The sequence below is a fragment of the Erythrobacter longus genome, assembly GCF_000715015.1.
Classification (GTDB): domain Bacteria; phylum Pseudomonadota; class Alphaproteobacteria; order Sphingomonadales; family Sphingomonadaceae; genus Erythrobacter; species Erythrobacter longus.
The window spans coordinates 78,592-95,608 of the sequence record NZ_JMIW01000002.1; the positions used below are offsets into that span (position 1 = coordinate 78,592).

Below are 17,017 nucleotides of genomic sequence, written 5' to 3' on the forward strand. Positions count from 1 at the left end.
CGCGCGCGTGTGAAGCGATTTTGTGCAGGCGCGAAAGTGTAACCTTTCGGGCGGCTACGTCGAAGCTGGATTCACTGCGGGTCTCCACGATGCGTCCGTTCGCGTGATTGGGCGTTCACCCGCAGGGTCGCAAGGGAGGGGCGGCTCGGCATTCCTTTACGTGACTAAGATGCCGGGTCGTCCCTCTTTTGTGCGCGCCCTCTTGGTAAAACCACAGAAGTCTTGTCCATCGCCGTTTACATCGCCGCCAAGCATCTCCATCAAATCGGCAAGGTGTCAAAAGCGAACCCCCTTCCCCTTCCCGCGCTTCATGCCAGCCATTCTGGCAATTGGCTGCGTGCGTCCAATGGATCGACCGAGGCCGCGTCCAAGGGGGATGCGATTATGGCGGCGGCCGATACGCCGGTGCTTTTGCTCAATGCGCCCTTGGTGGCCAATCGGTTGGGGTATCCGGATTTATCAGGACTCGACCTGTTGGAGCTTTTTGCCTTTGTGCATCCGGCGCGTTTCTGTGTGCCGACACCGCGCGGGCTTGCCTCGGCGCTAGGGCTCGACGAACCGGCAAGCGATCAGGATGTGCCCGAATTTCTGCAAACCGCAGCGGGCGTTTTGGCAGAGGCGTGCGAGGACCCGGAGTGGTTTGAGCGGGCGGGCGCGTGGTCTTCGCTCCAGTCGTTAGAGCGGCTGCGCTGGCCATGGGCGCAGGTGCTAAAGCCGCATATCACGCGGCCCGAAAAGGCGGAAAAATGGCTGTTCTCGGCCCTGCCCGAATGGGAAGAAGCGGGAGAACGCGGCCCGCCCCGGCAGGTGGAACTGGTCCCGGCTGATGTGCTGGCAAAGCTGGATGAGCTGACCGGAGAGGGGTCAGAAAAACGCGAGGGACAGCGCAATTACGCGGGCGATGTGGCGAAGATATTTGCCCCGCGCGACAAACGCGAATTGCCGCATGTTGCGCTGGCGCAGGCGGGCACGGGGATTGGCAAGACGCTTGGCTATCTTGCGCCCTCCTCGCTGTGGGCGGCGCAGTCGGGCGGGACGGTCTGGGTGTCGACCTTTACCAAGAATTTGCAGCGGCAATTGCGCGCGGAATCGAGGCGGGCCTGGCCAGTGAAGCGACCCGATGGCACCCCGCCCGTGGTGGTGCGAAAGGGGCGCGAGAATTACCTGTGCCTGCTAAACCTCGAAGACGCTCTCCAAGGCGGTTTTGCAGGGCGTCCCGCGATCCTGGCGCAGCTTGTCGCGCGCTGGGCGAGCTTTACCCGCGACGGCGATATGATCGGTGGCGACCTGCCCGGATGGCTCGGCACGCTGTTCCGCAAACGCGGGATTGCCGCGCTTACCGACCAACGCGGTGAGTGCATTTATGCAGGCTGCCCGCATTATCGAAAGTGCTTTATCGAACGCGCGGCCAGAGACAGCGCGCAAGCCGATCTGGTGATTGCCAACCACGCTCTGGTGATGGTCAATGCAGCGCGCGGCCGCGATCATGCACAACGCCCCACCCGCGTGATTTTCGATGAGGGACACCATGTGTTCGAGGCGGCGGACTCCACATTCGCCGCGACCATTTCGGGCCAGGAAGCGATTGAACTCAGGCGCTGGATCCTCGGGCCAGAACGCAAGAACCGCGGACGCAGGCGCGGGCTTTCGGCCCGGCTTGCCGATATCGCTTCCTATGACGAGGAAGGCGGCGAGGCGATTGATCTGGCTTGTGAAAACGCGAGCGCCCTGCCCGGTGAAGGCTGGCTCCAGCGCCTCAACGAAAACGAACCGTCCGGCCCCATCGAAACGCTTCTGTCGGCGGTGCGCACCGTGACCTATGCCCGCGATGAAACGGGACAGGAGGCAGGATATGGTATCGAAACAGAAGCTTCGGGCTTGCCGGGCGAAGTGATCGAGGCGGTAAATTTGGCGGCAGATGCGCTTGCCAGTACTCGCACACCCCTGATGAAATTGGGCGCGCGGCTTGAGGCGATTATGGCGGACCCGCCCGATTGGCTTGATGGACAAGGCAGAGCGCGGATCGAAGGGGCGCGGTTCTCGCTTGCGTGGCGGGTTGATCTATTGGCTGCATGGGAATCGCTTCTGGTGCGCCTTGGTGGACCTGCTGACCCCGAATTTGTCGATTGGCTTGCGGTGGACCGGTCCGACGCGCGGGAATTTGATGTGGCGATCCACCGCCGCTGGCTCGACCCGATGAAGCCCTTTGCCAAGGTCGTACTGGAGCCTGCACACGGCGTGATGCTGACCAGTGCAACGCTTACTGACCGCATCGACAGCGAGGCGGGCGATCCTTGGGAAAGTGCAATCGCAAGATCAGGCGCGGCACATATCGAAAGCCAGCCGCTGCTCACCCAGGCGAGCAGCCCGTTCGATTATGCAACCCGCGCCGAGGTCCTTATCGTTACCGACGTGAAGAAAGGCGACCTGCCGGGCTTGGCGGGCGCATACGCGCGCCTGATCGAGGCAAGCGAGGGCGGCGTCCTTGGCCTGTTCACGGCCATCCGCCGGATGCGCGCGGTCCATGGCCGGATTGCCGACCGTCTGGCGCGCGAAGGTCTGCCGATATACGCGCAGCACGTGGACCCCATCGATACGGGCACTTTGGTGGATATTTTCCGCGATGATCCAAAAGCCAGCCTGCTTGGCACCGATGCGCTGCGCGACGGGGTGGATGTGCCCGGACGAAGCTTGCGCTGCGTGGTGCTGGAAGCGGTTCCATGGCCCCGCCCCGATATCCTCCACAAGGCACGCCGCGCGGCGGGCGGCGGCAGCAAGCATGACGATCGCATCATCCGCGCAAAGCTTGCCCAAGCCTTTGGCCGCCTGATCCGTAATAAGGATGACGCAGGCCATTTCGTTGTGCTCTCCTCCGCTTTCCCCTCCCGCCTGCTCTCCGCTTTCCCCGAAGGGACCATGGTGCGCCGGGTGACATTGGACGAAGCGCTAGAGCGGGTCAAAAGCGGCTTCATCGGCGAAGACCCACCAAAAGCCGATCAAACTGCTGGTATGTTGGACGATCAATTGCCAGATACATTCGCATGACGAGGCGGGGCAAATGATCGAACAGTGGGACTACCTCATCCGGCTGATTTCTATCGGCAGCGGTTTGACGCTGATTGCGATGGTGGTTGCCAGCGAAGTGCGCCTTGCGATCCGTGTGCCATTGATCGGGATGCTTGTGGGGTCGGTTGGCTATATGCTTAACAGTTCGCTTATGACCACTCGCGGACCCATGAGCCCATGGGTTGATTTTATCGCGCTTTCCACGCCGTTCTGGATTTGGCTGTTTGGCCGCCGACTGTTTGAGCGCGAACCTGAGCGTCGGATCATCCTGGTTGCAGCCGCCTTGATGGTGCTTGGGTGGTTCTTGTCAAATTTCGTCCCCATCGCAGGTGTCACAGGCTTTCTCGTCCTGCACACGGTCGCCCTGTTGCTTGTCGCGGACCTTGTGCGGGTCGGCATATTCGAGCGCGATGACGACCTGATTGAGGAACGCCGCATGGTGCGCCTCTGGTTGCCTTTGCTGGTGGCCTTGCAGGCAGGGCAGATCTTGATGATCGAGATGCTTGAGCTGATATCTATCGTCGACAGCCGACAGCCGGTTGTTTCGGTCGTAAACTCCTTTGTAATTCTCGTTATAATGCTGTTTGCAAGCATCACCTTGTTCCGCACCAACCGCGATCTCTTGCCGGCACAAGGAGAAGAAGAGCCCGCCAATCCGGACAAGGAGCTGATCCCTGATCTGGATTTGTCGCCTTCTGAAAAAGTGCTCCATGACAAGTTGACCACTGCGATGGAGGACGGCGCTTACACAGCCCCCGGCCTGACGATTGCGGCACTCGCCGATCAACTTGACACCCCCGCCCATCGCCTGCGCGCGCTCATCAACAGCCGCCTTGGGCACCGCAATTTTAGCGCATTTCTGAACCGTTACAGGATTGCAGAGGCGCAGCGGATGCTGTCCTCAAGCGAGCATGTCGATTTGCCAGTCCTCACTATCGCGATGGATTTGGGTTACAATTCGCTGCCCCCCTTCAACCGCGCCTTTCGCGAGCTAACCGGTTCAACGCCAAGCGAATATCGCAGGCGAGCCTTTGTTGAAGAGCCGCTTGAGCCAGAAGCGATTGCAGCTGATCAAAACTGAAAAGAGCGGCTCAATTTTGAAAATGAACGGCATTTTGCAAAGTTGCTAAGACGCTGGCGACAAACCGGTCCACACCAAGGGCACACCAATTTGATGGAGCCCACGACATGACGCCTGCCGATGCCATTCAAGACACCGCCTCGCTTGACACCGCCTCGCTTGACACCGGCTCGCTCGACTATGCGATCGCGCAGGTAGGGCAGCATTTTGCAAATGTGCTGTATTTTGATCTTGGGCGCTATCTGATCGCGGCAGGGGCGCTCACAGTGTTCCTGCTGGTCTTTCGAAGCTGGTCGGACGCGCGGCGAATTCAAACAAAGCGCAAGGCATCTCGCCGCGATTACATCCGCGAAGTGCTCTCATCGTTTCGCACGGTTATCGTGTTTGCCTTTGTCACATTGGCGACGCTTGTTGGCCGCGAAATCGGCGTGATTGAGGTAAAGCTCGACAGCGCCCCGGTGCTTACCGTGGCGTGGCAATTTGCCTTGATCGTCTTGGTTCACGATGCCTATTTCTATTGGATTCACCGCGCCATGCACACCAAGGCGCTGTTCAAGATTGCCCACCTTCACCACCACAAATCGCGCACGCCCACGCCGTGGACGGCTTATAGTTTCGCGACAGTAGAAGCCGTGGTGGAGGCCGCATTCATGCCGGTCTTCCTCGTCATCACCAGCCTTCTGGGGCTGCAATATGCAGGGTTGGCGCTGCTGTTTTTCCTGTGGCACATGATTATCCGCAATGTGATGGCCCATGCTGGCAGCGAGCTGTTCCCGGCTGGCTGGGTGGACAACCGCTGGACCAGCTGGATCAGCACCACCACGCACCATGATCTGCACCATTCGTCGGGCCATAATTACGGGTTCTACTTCACATTCTGGGACCGGATGATGGGCACAGAGCACCCGCGCTACGCCGAGGAATTTCGCAGACACGCAAAGCCCCTTTTTGGCGGCAAGCGTTTCCCACAATTCTCGCGGGCCAAGGCTGAAAATATCAGCATTATCCTCGCGGCGATGCTTGCCGCGGCGACCACGGTGCACGGCTGGCTGATCGCGGTCGATCCCGGCTTTATCTGACCGCCACCCACTTACTTTGAAATTGGCTTTGCAGGTTCGGGGTACTCCTCGTGCCCGGACCTTGCACGCGGCAGTCTCCACGACAACGCCCTTCCCCAGCGGCCAAACACCGATGGGCGCAAAGTGTGAGACTGCCGCATTCCATTTGCTTTCAAGTCATGGCATGGGAGCACAATCACTTCGCCGACATGCTTTGGGGACTGCCACTTGGCCAAATTATTGGGAATCCTGCGCCACGCAAAATCCGATTGGAGCGACGGGGCCAGCCGCGATTTTGACCGCGGTTTGAACGAGCGCGGGCAAAAAGGCGCGGTCGTGATGGGCGACCATATCCGCGAAGACGGGCAAGTCTGGGACAAAGTCATCGCCAGCCCCGCACAGCGCGTAAAAGCCACCTTCGAAGTCGGCCTTCCTGAAATGGGAGTAACCTTTGATGACCGGCTGTATCTGGCCAGTCCCGATACGATCTTTGAGGTTGTGCACGAGCATGGGGGCGACGCAGACGCGGTCCTGATTTCGGGTCACAATCCGGGGCTTTATGAAACGATCCTTGAGCTGGTTTCGCCGGCGCAGGAAAACGATTTGTTCAAAGAGCTTATCATCAAATTTCCGACCGGGTCATTTGCCATTCTTGAATGCAATATCGACAGCTGGGCTGATCTTAGAAAGTTCACCGGCAAGCTGGTTCATTTCAAACGGCCACGCGACCTTGATCCGGCGCTTGGTCCTGGCGCGTAAGGCTATTCGCTCACTGCCAGCCCCGCTTCTAAAGCCTCTGAAAGAACTTGCCTTGGCCCCGGCCCGTCTGCGCCAAGCTTATCCTCCGGATTATAAATCGCGCATTTTTCCAGGCTAAGGCAGCCGCAGCCGATACATCCATCAAGCCTGTCGCGGGTGCGTTCAAGCGCGGCGATACGCGCATCGATTGAAGCACGAACGGCTTTGCTGATCCGGCGCCAATCCTTGGCTGTGGGCGTACGGCCATGGGGCAGATCGCGCATGACCCACTGTATCTGGGCAAGGCTCAACCCCAGTTTTTGCGCAATCAGAATAAAGCTCACCCGGCGTATATCGGACCGCAAAAAACGCCGCTGATTGCCGCCTGTGCGGATCGGCTCAAGCAGCCCTTTATCCTCGTAAAAGCGGATCGCAGAGACGCTTTGCCCTGTGCGGCGAGAGATTTCTCCGATGGGGATGAGGTCCTTATGAGACAGCGGGCGATGCGAAGGCGAGCGTGTCGGGGGTGTCGGGGGTGTTTTGGCCATAACCCTCGATAGCGCATTCAAAGCTTGACCTCAACTTAGGTTGAGCTTGCACAGTAGTCCTACTTAGTGATTCGAACACGGGTCACTGTGCCTGAATAAAGGAGTAAAACCAATGGCTTTAGGACGAATTGAGCACGCAAACCTGACAGTCACCAACCCGGAGCGAAGCGCGAAACTTTTCCAGGAAATGCTGGGTTGGGAGGAACGCTGGCGCGGAAAATCGCAATTGGGCGGCGACACGATCCATGTGGGAGAGCCGCGAAATGGAGCGACCTATCTGGCGCTCTATACCAATGAAGAGGTGCGGGCGGATGAGGGGAGACGCTATTCAAAAGGGCAGCCGCTGAACCATGTGGGTCTGCTGGTCGATGATCTGGATGCAGCCGAAAAGGTGGTCACAAGCGCGGGGCTCAAGCCATTTGGTCATGACGATTATGAGCCGGGTAAGCGGTTCTATTTCTTCGACTGGGACGGGATCGAATTTGAAGTCGTCAGCTATGCGGGAGACGCGTCATGAACGAGATTATGCCGCGCGAGCCTCTATTCCCTGACCAACCAAAAAAGCGCGCTAAACCTCAGCGACGCGTCCCCCCGCCAACCCAGGGCTGGTCGGTCGCATCAATCGTGATGGCCGCGTCCCATGGCTTGCAAAGGCTCTTCGCCTCGTCAGGTGCGCCCGACATCCACAGGCCATAATCATCGGGCGCAAGGATGACGGGCATGCGGCGGTGGACGCTCTCAACATCTGAGCCAGCGCTGTCGGTCATGACCATGGAGTAGCAGGTGCCGAACTCCTCGCTTTTGCGCCAAACACCAGCAGCGGCAAAGGTTTCGGCATCGGGCAGTGACAGCCAGGTGCGGGTCTTTGCCCCCTTTGCCCCTTGCGCCTCTGCCCATGCGGTAAGCGGGATCAGGCACCGCCGCCGCTCAAACGAGGCGCGCCAGAAGAAGCCATCGAGCTTGTCTTGCCTCGCATTGTTGACGGGTTTGGGCTTCAAAGGCTGGCCGTTCTTGCCTTTCATCACGAGGGGGAAGCCCCAGCTCATGGTGCCCACCTGATATGCCCCTTCGGCATTCGCCGCGACGACCAATCCGGGATAGCCGGGGTAAACCTCTTCGCCAAAGTTCGCGCCTTTGACGGCATCTACTGCATCGAAGAGCCCTGCGATTTCATCGACGGTTTTGGTCATACGGTAGAGGTTGCACATCGCTTACGCCCCCCTTCAAGCGCCCGCGTTGCCAACCACAAAGCACGCGGCCGCCATCAATGCGCCTGCCATGCGGTTGGAGCGGAACCGTGCAAGCGGGTTGTCTGGATCATTTGGATCAAGCGTAGAGACTTGCCACAGGAGGTGCCCCGCGACCGGCAACAGCGCCAAGAGGGCGAAAACATCAGGGCGATAAAGCCAGATGCCCAGCCCCCAAAAGCTAATGGTCGCAGCATAAAACGCAGCCACTCCGGCGTGCACATTCTTACCCATGCGAAGGGCGCTGGACCTGATCCCGACAAGCGCATCATCCTCGCGGTCTTGCAGGGCGTAGATGGTGTCGTAACCGATGACCCAGCAAATGCAGCCCGCATAAAGCGCAGCCAGCGCGTCCCAATTGTCAAAGCGCAGCTCAGTCCAACCGACCAGCAGCCCCCAATTGAACACCATGCCAAGCCAGGCTTGCGGCCACCAGGTGATGCGCTTCATAAAGGGATAGGCAGCGACCAGAGCAAGGCTGGCCAGTGCAACCACTTGCGCGGTCAGGCGCAGTTGGAGCAGCACCACAAGCCCGATGAGGCACAGGAATACCAGCCAGCCCCAAGCGAGCTTTTTGGACACACGCCCGCTTGCAACAGGACGCAGAGCCGTTCGCGCAACACTCGCATCAAGCTTCGCATCGACGATATCGTTGTAAACGCACCCCGCCCCGCGCATCGCAATCGCGCCCAGCAAGAGCCAGCCGAGCAGCGCAAATTGCGGACCGGCCCCGGCGAGCCACACGCCAAAAACGCAGGGCCAGAACAATAGCCACCACCCGATCGGGCGATCAAACCGGGCAAGCTGCGCCAGGTCACGCGGCAATTGCGGGAGCCGCGCGATCAGGCCGCGATGCTCGCTGTCTGGAACAATGTCGGGAGAGTTCGTGTCGTTCACGGACGTACGATGCCCCCTGAACTCTTGTTATTCTTGCCCTTGCTGCCCCCGCTTCTGGTCTGTTTTCCAAACCGGCGCAGAAGCCCAACAACAATCCAAATCTTGCGAATGCGCGCTATCATCTCTTCCCCCTAGCCGCTCAAACGCTTAGGGAAAAGCCATGCCTGCAACACCCGCCTGGCCGCCCAAGAGCGCACCACGTTTGTTCGTCGAATTTACGCTCGGCGCAGGCCGGACTTTTGCGCTCGATGGGCCTCAGGCGCACTACCTTGGCAAAGTCATGCGGGTGAAGACAGGCGACACCGTGATCCTATGCGATGACCAGACCGGCGAATGGGCCGCCCGCGTCGGGCAGGTCGAAAAACGCCGCGTCGATGTGACCATTGTAGAGCGCCTGCGCCCGCGCGAAGAAGTGCCGGACTTGTGGCTTTGTCCTGCGCTTCTCAAGAAAGACCGTTTCGACCTTGTGCTTGAAAAGGCAACAGAATTGGGGGTCGCACGCATTCAGCCGGTCATCACCCACAGATGCGTTGCGGACAAACTCAACGAAACCCGCGCTCGCACCGTCGCAACAGAGGCCGCCGAGCAATGCGCGCGCACCGCGCTTCCCGAATTGGCGGAGCCGATGAAGCTGGAGGCGCTGCTTAAAGACTGGCCCGAGGACAGAGTGCTGTTCTTCGCCGATGAGGAAGGCGGAGAGCCTGCCGCTGAAACCTTCGCCGCGCATGACGGCCCCGCTGCGATCCTGATCGGACCCGAGGGCGGGTTTGACGATGCAGAGCGCGCCAGTATCCGCAGCCACCCCCAAGCCCGCGCCATCACCCTTGGGCCGCGTATCCTTCGCGCAGAAACCGCAGCCATTGCGGCGCTGTCGGTCTGGATGGCATCGTCTGGCGATTGGGGCACGGGTGTTTCGCCTCGCAAAGAATGACTTGGCGCGGCAATAGCGAGTTTACCCTTCCCCATGTCACTTTCGTTTTCTAAAGCGACGCTCCAACAAAGGAGCTCTCAATGAGCACACGCGAAGCTTCCAGCCAAGACGAACCCGTCATCGAAGGCATGGATGACCTAACCGCCCCCATGCGCGGCGGCGAAAAGCCCAAAGCAGACTGGCGCATTGGGACAGAGCACGAAAAGCTCGTTTACAAGCGGCTTGATGCAGGGGGCGACAGGCGTGCGCCGTCCTATGACGAGCCATGCGGCATTCGCGATCTTTTGATGGGACTGCGCAAATTTGGCTGGGAACCGATTGAGGAAATCGGACCGGATGGAAAAGCAAATGTCATAGCCCTCAAAGGCGAAGACGGCGCGGTCAGCCTTGAGCCTGCGGGGCAATTGGAACTTTCCGGCGCGCCGCTGGAGACGTTGCACGAGACCTGCAACGAAACCGGGCGCCACTTGGCACAGGTCAAGGAAGTGGGCGAGAAATGCGGCGTGGGATATCTTGGCCTTGGCATGTGGCCCGACAAGACCCGCGAAGAGCTGCCCGTGATGCCAAAGGGCCGCTACAAGATCATGATGAACCATATGCCCAAGGTCGGCAATCTGGGCCTCGACATGATGCTGAGAACCTGCACCATTCAGGTCAATCTCGACTATTCGTCCGAGACTGACATGGTGAAAAAATTCCGTGTAGGCCTCGCGCTCCAACCGCTTGCCACCGCGCTGTTCGCCAATTCGCCTTTCACCGAAGGCAAGCCCAACGGCTACCTCTCTTACCGCAGCCACATCTGGTCAGACACCGATCCGCACCGCACCGGCATGCTCCCCTTCGTCTTCGAAGACGGTTTCGGGTATGAACGCTGGGCTGAATATATGCTCGATGTGCCGATGTATTTCGTTTTCCGCGACGGGAAATACATCGATGCGGCCGGCCTATCGTTCCGCGACTTTATGGACGGCAAACTGTCCGTCCTGCCCGGTGAACGTCCAACGGCGAGCGATTGGTGGGATCACCTCTCGACCGCTTTTCCCGAAGTGCGCCTCAAAAGCTTTCTTGAAATGCGCGGCGCTGATGGCGGGCCTTGGGGCCGGATCTGCGCGCTACCTGCGTTCTGGGTGGGCCTGCTCTACGACCAAGGGGCATTGGATGCCGCTTGGGACCGGGTCAAAGGCTGGTCGATGGAAGAGCGCGAGAAATTGCGCAACGATGCGCCCAAACTGGGCTTGCAAGCGCCCTTACCCGGAGGCGGCACAATGCAGGATCTGGGCCGCGAAGTGCTCGAAATTGCGCGCAAGGGCCTCTCTGCCCGCGCCCGTCTTAACGTCAGCGGCGACAATGAAACCGGCTTTCTCGAAGAGCTCGATGAAATTGTCTCCAGCGGCAAAGTCCCCGCACAACGCCTTCTCGATGCCTATTACGGCGAATGGGACGAGGACGTGAGCCAGGTTTACAGATATTCGTTTTAGAACAGGTCAATTACACCTCAGTTTCACCCCCAACCGATGAATTCTGTTCACGGTGTGTTGGCCAGCACATCGATTGTTCCAAGAACTGTTCAGACGCTCTCTCAGTCATATCAATGAATGGGGGAAACCATGTCAAACCACAGAATCAAACTCATCCGCCAGGCGGACGCACATATTGATGTCGGCAATCCAGTTGCCGTCGTAGAAGAGGCAATCTGTACCTGCCGCGAAATGTGCGTCAGCGCGAGCAAGGAAATCAGCGATATCCGCCTTGCAGGCGGGGCAGTCGGCGAAGGAATGGATAAGGTCAAGGAAGCCTATTTCAACAGCGAAGGGCGCAGCTTTCCAATCTGGTTCGGCTGGTATGAAAAAGACCCGGACCGCGCGCTGCGACGCATCGAATTGCGTTTCAACGAGATCATTCAACGCATCGACAAAGGGCTTAATGTGCGTTGCCGCCCGGCCACAGGACGGCGGGCGCGGCGGTGCGACGAGGGTATCACCGCCTTTCAAAGTGGAGGTATCTCAAGACCGCGCAAATTTCACCTGTGTCCCGAATGGTTCAATAAGAAATATCAGGACGATGCTCATCGGCTGAAGCTGGACAAGAAATATTACCAGGCATCGGTCATCGCGCACGAATTGTGCCATGCAATCGGTGCGTTTGGTGCTCCCGACTTCAAAGATGCTTCTGGCAACAAAGTTTACGGCGAGGTTCGTTCGCTTGCATTTGCGGCGGCCGATCCATTGAACGCGGTACGAAGCCCGGAGAATGTGGAGAATTTCCTGACTTATCGCGAGCGCATCAGACAAAAACCCACAGATTTCATCCGTATGCCCAAGGCAGGCACAACGCCTGCGCTTCAATGGACGGGCGTACCCGCCAATGTCGATGCGGCGATTAATCATCCCAATGGCAAGGACTACTTTTTCAAAGGAGACCGGTATTGGCGCTATGATCATTCAATCCACCAGGTCGACAAGGCAAATGCCAAGATCGGACAGGACGGTTGGGCAGGAGTTCCAAGCAATCTGGACGCAGCCATCCTCCACCCCAAGAACGGGAAAGCCTATTTCTTCAAGGGCAATCAATATTGGCGCTACAAATTCGGCGAAGGCGTCGATATCGACCGGCCCCGCACAATCGGCAAGGACGGCTGGGCCGGAATGGACGGCAATATAGACGCTGCGATCGTCTCCAAAGACAAAAGCCATGCGCTCTTCTTCTATGGCCCATACTACCGGGTGTTCAATTTTCAGACCGACACGGCAGGTGCGCTGATGAACCTTCGCACTACGACGCGCTGGGGGCAGTTTGACTACCTTTATGGTAACTTCAATGCTGCGCTTATGAATGAGCACACCGGACACGAGACATTTTTCACCAGCGACTTTTACCAAATGGATGATATGGCTGGATATAGTATCGCGTGAGGCAACGCATAAGCAGTTTGGCCTCAGCACTTCGAGGGGGGACAATTTCATGCTAATCGTGTTGGCACAGGCCACATTGGGTGATGGCGCGCTCGACAAAGGGCGCGCCGCATTCACCGCCATGATCGAGGCGTCGCGCAAGGAAGAGGGCTGTATCGCCTATTCCTATGGCGTCGATGTGCTTGACGCAGCCAAGCTTGTCATCGTTGAAAAGTGGGTCGATGATGCCGCCCTCGCCTATCATTTTGGCACGCCGCATATGGCTGCGTTTCAAAACGCTCTTGCCGGGCTCGATATAACCATAACCGAGCTCAAGAAATTTCAAGCCGATGGCGGCTCTCCCCTTTCGTAAGGCCATAGGAGCGATATTATGATCGTTGTGATCGGAAGCTTTCGTATCCCGCCCAGCATGGTCGATGTCATGCGCCCGGTGATGGAGGCGATGATGAACGGAAGCCGCGCAGAGGAAGGGTGCATCGAATACACCTATGCGCTTGATGCGTTTGACCCCGGCCTTGTTCGAGTGATCGAAAAATGGCGCGACAAGCAGGCTTTGGAGGCACATTTGCGCACTGTTCACATCGCAGAATGGCGCGCGCAATGTTCAGCGCTTGCGGTAAGTGACAGAGAGCTCACAGGCTATGAAACCAAGGACGATGGGTTCCACTTTTAGGGTCAGGACCTAATAATCCCACCTTCGAGGTTTGAAGCAAAATGGCCGCTTATTCCGCCGGTTCCTGAGCGCCTTCAAGGGGGGCTTGAGGCTGGCTGGGCTTTGCCCCCCTGCCCAGCACCACACCCATCAGCCAACGCTTTAACGCAGCGAGCCTTGAGGTGATGACGCCGTTTTCTTCCATCCACTCATAATACTGGCGGTATTTGGGGTCCTCGGCGAGCAAATGCGCCTCTTCCGTGCGCGCGCGCCAGTAATATATGGCGTTCACAATCGCGAGGAAGAAACAATTGCGGATCATATCGGTGGCAGAGCCATTGGTCACCAAAAACGGCATGACCGAACACCACCAGAACAGGTTCTTTGACAGATACGCCGGGTGTCGGGTGTAGCGGTACGGCCCATTGGTCAGAACACCGCGATAGGTGAGGTTGGAAAAGCGAATGCCAAACACTACCGTTGCCCAGGCATAAATCGCGGTCAGGAATACCAGCCACACTGCCCAAATCCACAAAAGCCCCGGTTGTCCCGCTAACCAATGGCCCCAACCGGCCGTTGCGCCCTCATAGCTCAAAATCTGGCTGTTATTGCCGATAATGCCCCACACAAATGGCGGGTAGCAAAGGAGCGCTGCCAGCCAGCCGCTTACAAACGGATTGCCAGAACGGATGTGAGCATCAAGCGGGCGCAGTGTAAAAAGGTAACCCACGGTCCCGATTTGCACATCGACCACGAACAGAAATGTGATCAGGAACATTCCGATTTCAAACGGATTGGCGAAGATGGCCTGTGGGTCGGCCTCAACAATGATCGCAAACCCGCCGGGCAGGATCGAAATCATAAAGGCACCAAAGAAGCCTTTGATAATCCACGCACGCCAGTGTTTCTTGACCGCTTCGATGTCGATCTGGGCACGGTCGTCACTCGCAGGATTGGTCGCGATCAGCGCGCCAAAATGCCAGGTCGCGTCCTTGGGTTCGACCATATATCGGTCAAGCCAGATGACATAGGGAACGCAAAGCACGATCAGCGGCAAGATGGCAGCGCCCAGCACCTCCATCGCAAACAGGTAATCCCCGCCCCAATACCACCGGCACAGCATATACAGCCCCGCCAGAACGGCCCATGTCGCCCACAGACCGATGATCTTGATCGATGAGACACCGATGGTTTCCTCAATCGGGCGCTTAAGGCTCCAATCAAGGCCGGTTGAGCTGCGCTTGTGAACTTTGTCGACCAAAAGCGACCACACAGCCATCGGCCCTGCGGTAAACGCCATTGCGGTGAGCGAGGCATAAGGCCCTGAAAGGACGCCATATTCGCCCTCAATCCCTAAAGACTCAGCGATTAGCGGGAAGCTTCGGCAAAACAATATCCACACGAGCAGGCCAAGCAGGCCAGCAAAGCCCACGCCCGAGGACACGTCGCTCTTAGGCAAGGTCTTCGGGGCATCCGTGACCGCATTCGCGGCGTTGGTCGCATTAGCTGTGGTGGCCGTAGTCATGACCCTCCTGCGCTTAAGGCAAAAGGGTTAATATGCTGCGCACACGATCATTTTCGGCCATTCTGGGTCGTTCTGGGTCGCTCTGGCTGCCCGCCGCAGAGGCGCGGCTGGCATCCGGTCCGGCTACTGCCAAGCGTGCACCGTGCCCGAATCGTCCAGGATATAAAGCATGTTGTCAGACACCACAGGGGCAAGGCTTACCGATGAATCAAGCTCGGTAAAAAGCTGCGCCGAGCCCTCGCCAGCACTGACCTTCCAAACTTCGCCGCGCGAGCTTGCCACCCAAAGGTGACCGCCTGCGAGAACCGGCCCCGTCCAGAAGATCGGGTCTTTCTTTTTCTCAACATTGCGGTGGGTTTGCAGCTGGGTAATCCAGCGCACCCGGCCGGTTGAACGCGCAATCGCAAGAAGGCGCGCGTCATCGGTGAGGGTGAAAATCCACTCGCCCGCAATCGCAGGGGTGGAAATACCCGCAAGGTTAAGCTCCCAGATCCGTTGACCTGTGACCAGTTCATAAGCGGCCATCCGGCCCCCTTGGCCAAGGGCATAAACACGGCCTGAATCGATGATCGGATCGGCGTCAATATCCGTGACAGAGCTCACCTTGGTTGAGATGTTGGTCCGCGCCAAAGCATCGGCCCAAAGCGTGCGGCCATTTTCATACCGGTATGCGGAAAGCTCGCCAGAGGAATATCCTGCGATAATCGTGCCCTGCCCTGCGGCAGGTGCCGCAACGCCAAAGACGCCCGATTGGGTTGTTGAACCGGACTCGTTCCACAACAATTCACCATCAGCAGCGTTGAGAGCGATGACCTGATTGTCCTGTGTCATCACATAAATCTGGCCAAAGGCAATCGTTGGCGAACCGCGAAGTGGCCCTGCCGGGTGAACCTTCCAGATCAATTCGCCGTTTTCCGCGTTCAGCGCCTTCACATCGCCCGCGCCATTGGTGGCATAGACGATGCCGCTTTCAAAGCTCACCCCACCGCCGAACGCAGATGGACGCATATCGTCGCTCATCTCATCGTCATCCAGCCGCCAGACTTGGGCACCTGTCTTCTTGTCGAAAGCGTACACTGCCCCATCGGTATCGATCGTGAAAAGCTTGCCTGCGCCCGTCACCGGGGCTGCGGCCAAACGCTGTGCGTTGCTTGAACCGGCGATAGAACGGCTCCACACCTTGGACGGGTTTGCAGCAAGCGCAAGGTGGCCATAACTCTTGCTGGCCGAGCCACCGACTTGCGCCCATTCGGTGTTCACTTGTGCAGGCGGAAGCACGACAGAAACACCGGCAAGCGCCGGGTCAACCGCAGCACCGCTTTCGATCCGCGACAGGATCGGTGTGCGGTTGCCAACCGTGGGGGTCGTGCGGTCTTTACCGCCGCATCCGGTCAAAACCATGGCCAAAGCCCCGGCGATGACAACGCCCTTCAATCCGGTTTTTGCGTATTTCATCTTCATTCCCGTCCAAAATCCCAATTCTCTTTACCCAAGCGGGGGATGCTCCCCAAACCCCGCCCGGTTTTACCCTGCTTAATTCGGCGCAGGGCCGCCTTGCTGTTCGAGCAATTCTTCAACATCATCAATCGCGTCCACGCCCAAAAGGCCTGCCATCTGGCGCGAACGATTGCGCAGCGTGTCTGGAATGGTCTCATCCTGAGCAATTGCGGAAAAGAGCGCGCCCGCTTCCTTGCGGTTGCCCGCCTCAAGGTGAGCAATCGCGACCAATTCTCCAGCGCTCCCGAAATAGGCGTTGCCCGGCACAGCAAGGCCTTTGAGCTTCGCGATCACGTCGGCTGGATCGCGGTCATCGAAATTGGTCGAAATTTCGCGGATAAGCGCCAGGTCGCGCAGGGCCTGAGGCGCCTCGGCATCGGCCACGACGGCGGCGTACAGTTCGACCGCGCGCGCGTCTTCGCCTTGTTCAAGGGCTGCGCCTGCCTGAAGGAAGCGGGCAACGGTGCGCGCCCCGCTTGAGCCATCTTCGACAAGCCCTGCGACTTTCTCTTCAGCGCCGGCGAAATCGCCCGCTTCGACGGAGTCGAGCGCGCTGACGATGGTTTCCGACTGCGTTTCAAGCCCGGCCTCGCTGGTGCTGTCCCACCACCAATATCCAAACATGCCCACAATGATGAGCGCAACCGCGCCGCCAAGGGCAACGCCGTATTGCTGGAAGAACTGGACCGTATCGTCCTGACGCACAGCCTCATCAATTTCGCGCATAAGGATTTCGTCCTCGCGCGATGCGCCGTTTTCAGGTGAGCCGGGCTTTTCGGTATTATCGGATTTTGTCGGAGTACGCGCCACGGGGCGGATGTTCCTCGTTACAGTTGTTTTTCTCTAGCGCGGCTCTTTAAGGCGC

At 58.5% G+C, this 17,017-nt stretch carries 16 protein-coding genes; 10 read left to right on the plus strand and 6 right to left on the minus strand.

The annotated features are described in order from the left end of the window. Positions 1-384 precede the first annotated feature (384 nt). From EH31_RS06300 to EH31_RS06315, 4 genes are all read left to right on the plus strand, one after another. Positions 385-3,045, plus strand: coding sequence for an ATP-dependent DNA helicase (locus tag EH31_RS06300; RefSeq protein WP_241765856.1), 2,661 nt, complete (start codon positions 385-387; stop codon positions 3,043-3,045). A 13-nt stretch (positions 3,046-3,058) separates the two neighbouring features. Then, complete coding sequence (locus EH31_RS16825) at positions 3,059-4,147, plus strand: AraC family transcriptional regulator (protein ID WP_051699026.1); 1,089 nt, start codon at positions 3,059-3,061, stop codon at positions 4,145-4,147. A gap of 107 nt (positions 4,148-4,254) precedes the next feature. Further along, positions 4,255-5,226, plus strand: coding sequence for a sterol desaturase family protein (locus EH31_RS06310; RefSeq protein WP_081853266.1), 972 nt, complete (start codon positions 4,255-4,257; stop codon positions 5,224-5,226). Positions 5,227-5,433: 207 nt separating this feature from the next. Continuing rightward, a complete protein-coding gene (locus EH31_RS06315) occupies positions 5,434-5,964 on the plus strand; it encodes a SixA phosphatase family protein (RefSeq protein ID WP_034959230.1) in 531 nt (176 codons plus the stop codon). Between the two features lie 2 nt (positions 5,965-5,966). Here the strand turns inward: EH31_RS06315 and soxR are convergent, their stop codons facing one another. Next, positions 5,967-6,491: a redox-sensitive transcriptional activator SoxR gene (soxR, locus tag EH31_RS06320; protein ID WP_081853267.1), complete on the minus strand. Its 525-nt coding sequence runs from the start codon at positions 6,489-6,491 to the stop codon at positions 5,967-5,969. Between the two features lie 112 nt (positions 6,492-6,603). Between soxR and EH31_RS06325 the strand changes: the two genes are divergently transcribed. Next, positions 6,604-7,008, plus strand: a complete 405-nt coding sequence (locus EH31_RS06325; RefSeq protein ID WP_034959232.1) for a VOC family protein — start codon at positions 6,604-6,606, stop codon at positions 7,006-7,008. Positions 7,009-7,066: 58 nt separating this feature from the next. Here the strand turns inward: EH31_RS06325 and EH31_RS06330 are convergent, their stop codons facing one another. Next, a complete protein-coding gene (locus EH31_RS06330) occupies positions 7,067-7,699 on the minus strand; it encodes an SOS response-associated peptidase (protein WP_034959233.1) in 633 nt (210 codons plus the stop codon). 15 nt (positions 7,700-7,714) lie between these two features. After that, positions 7,715-8,635 (minus strand): 4-hydroxybenzoate octaprenyltransferase, encoded by a 921-nt coding sequence (ubiA, locus tag EH31_RS06335; protein WP_034959234.1) that lies wholly within the window; start codon positions 8,633-8,635, stop codon positions 7,715-7,717. 160 nt (positions 8,636-8,795) lie between these two features. Here ubiA and EH31_RS06340 point away from each other — a divergent pair, with 160 nt between their 5' ends. The 5 genes from EH31_RS06340 to EH31_RS06360 all read left to right on the plus strand — a co-directional run bounded on the left by EH31_RS06340 (position 8,796) and on the right by EH31_RS06360 (position 13,151). Then, positions 8,796-9,566, plus strand: coding sequence for a 16S rRNA (uracil(1498)-N(3))-methyltransferase (locus EH31_RS06340; RefSeq protein WP_034959235.1), 771 nt, complete (start codon positions 8,796-8,798; stop codon positions 9,564-9,566). Between the two features lie 80 nt (positions 9,567-9,646). After that, the gene (locus EH31_RS06345) at positions 9,647-11,044 is read left to right on the plus strand and encodes a glutamate--cysteine ligase (protein WP_034959236.1); all 1,398 of its coding nucleotides are present in this window, start codon (positions 9,647-9,649) and stop codon (positions 11,042-11,044) included. A 129-nt stretch (positions 11,045-11,173) separates the two neighbouring features. Further along, complete coding sequence (locus tag EH31_RS06350) at positions 11,174-12,478, plus strand: hemopexin repeat-containing protein (protein ID WP_034959239.1); 1,305 nt, start codon at positions 11,174-11,176, stop codon at positions 12,476-12,478. A gap of 49 nt (positions 12,479-12,527) precedes the next feature. After that, entirely contained in the window at positions 12,528-12,830 is a 303-nt protein-coding gene (locus EH31_RS06355) for a putative quinol monooxygenase (RefSeq protein ID WP_034959241.1), read from the plus strand. Between the two features lie 18 nt (positions 12,831-12,848). Beyond that, positions 12,849-13,151, plus strand: a complete 303-nt coding sequence (locus EH31_RS06360) for a putative quinol monooxygenase (RefSeq protein WP_034959242.1) — start codon at positions 12,849-12,851, stop codon at positions 13,149-13,151. A gap of 49 nt (positions 13,152-13,200) precedes the next feature. Here EH31_RS06360 and EH31_RS06365 read toward each other — a convergent pair whose 3' ends face one another. The 3 genes from EH31_RS06365 to EH31_RS06375 form a co-directional block, all read right to left on the minus strand. Beyond that, positions 13,201-14,655, minus strand: coding sequence for a methyltransferase family protein (locus EH31_RS06365; protein ID WP_051699027.1), 1,455 nt, complete (start codon positions 14,653-14,655; stop codon positions 13,201-13,203). A gap of 123 nt (positions 14,656-14,778) precedes the next feature. Further along, a complete protein-coding gene (locus EH31_RS06370; protein WP_034959470.1) occupies positions 14,779-16,110 on the minus strand; it encodes an outer membrane protein assembly factor BamB family protein in 1,332 nt (443 codons plus the stop codon). A gap of 78 nt (positions 16,111-16,188) precedes the next feature. Continuing rightward, positions 16,189-16,962 carry a tetratricopeptide repeat protein gene (locus EH31_RS06375; protein WP_034959243.1) on the minus strand — a complete coding sequence of 258 codons (774 nt, stop codon included), beginning with the start codon at positions 16,960-16,962 and terminating at the stop codon, positions 16,189-16,191. Positions 16,963-17,017: the final 55 nt, after the last annotated feature.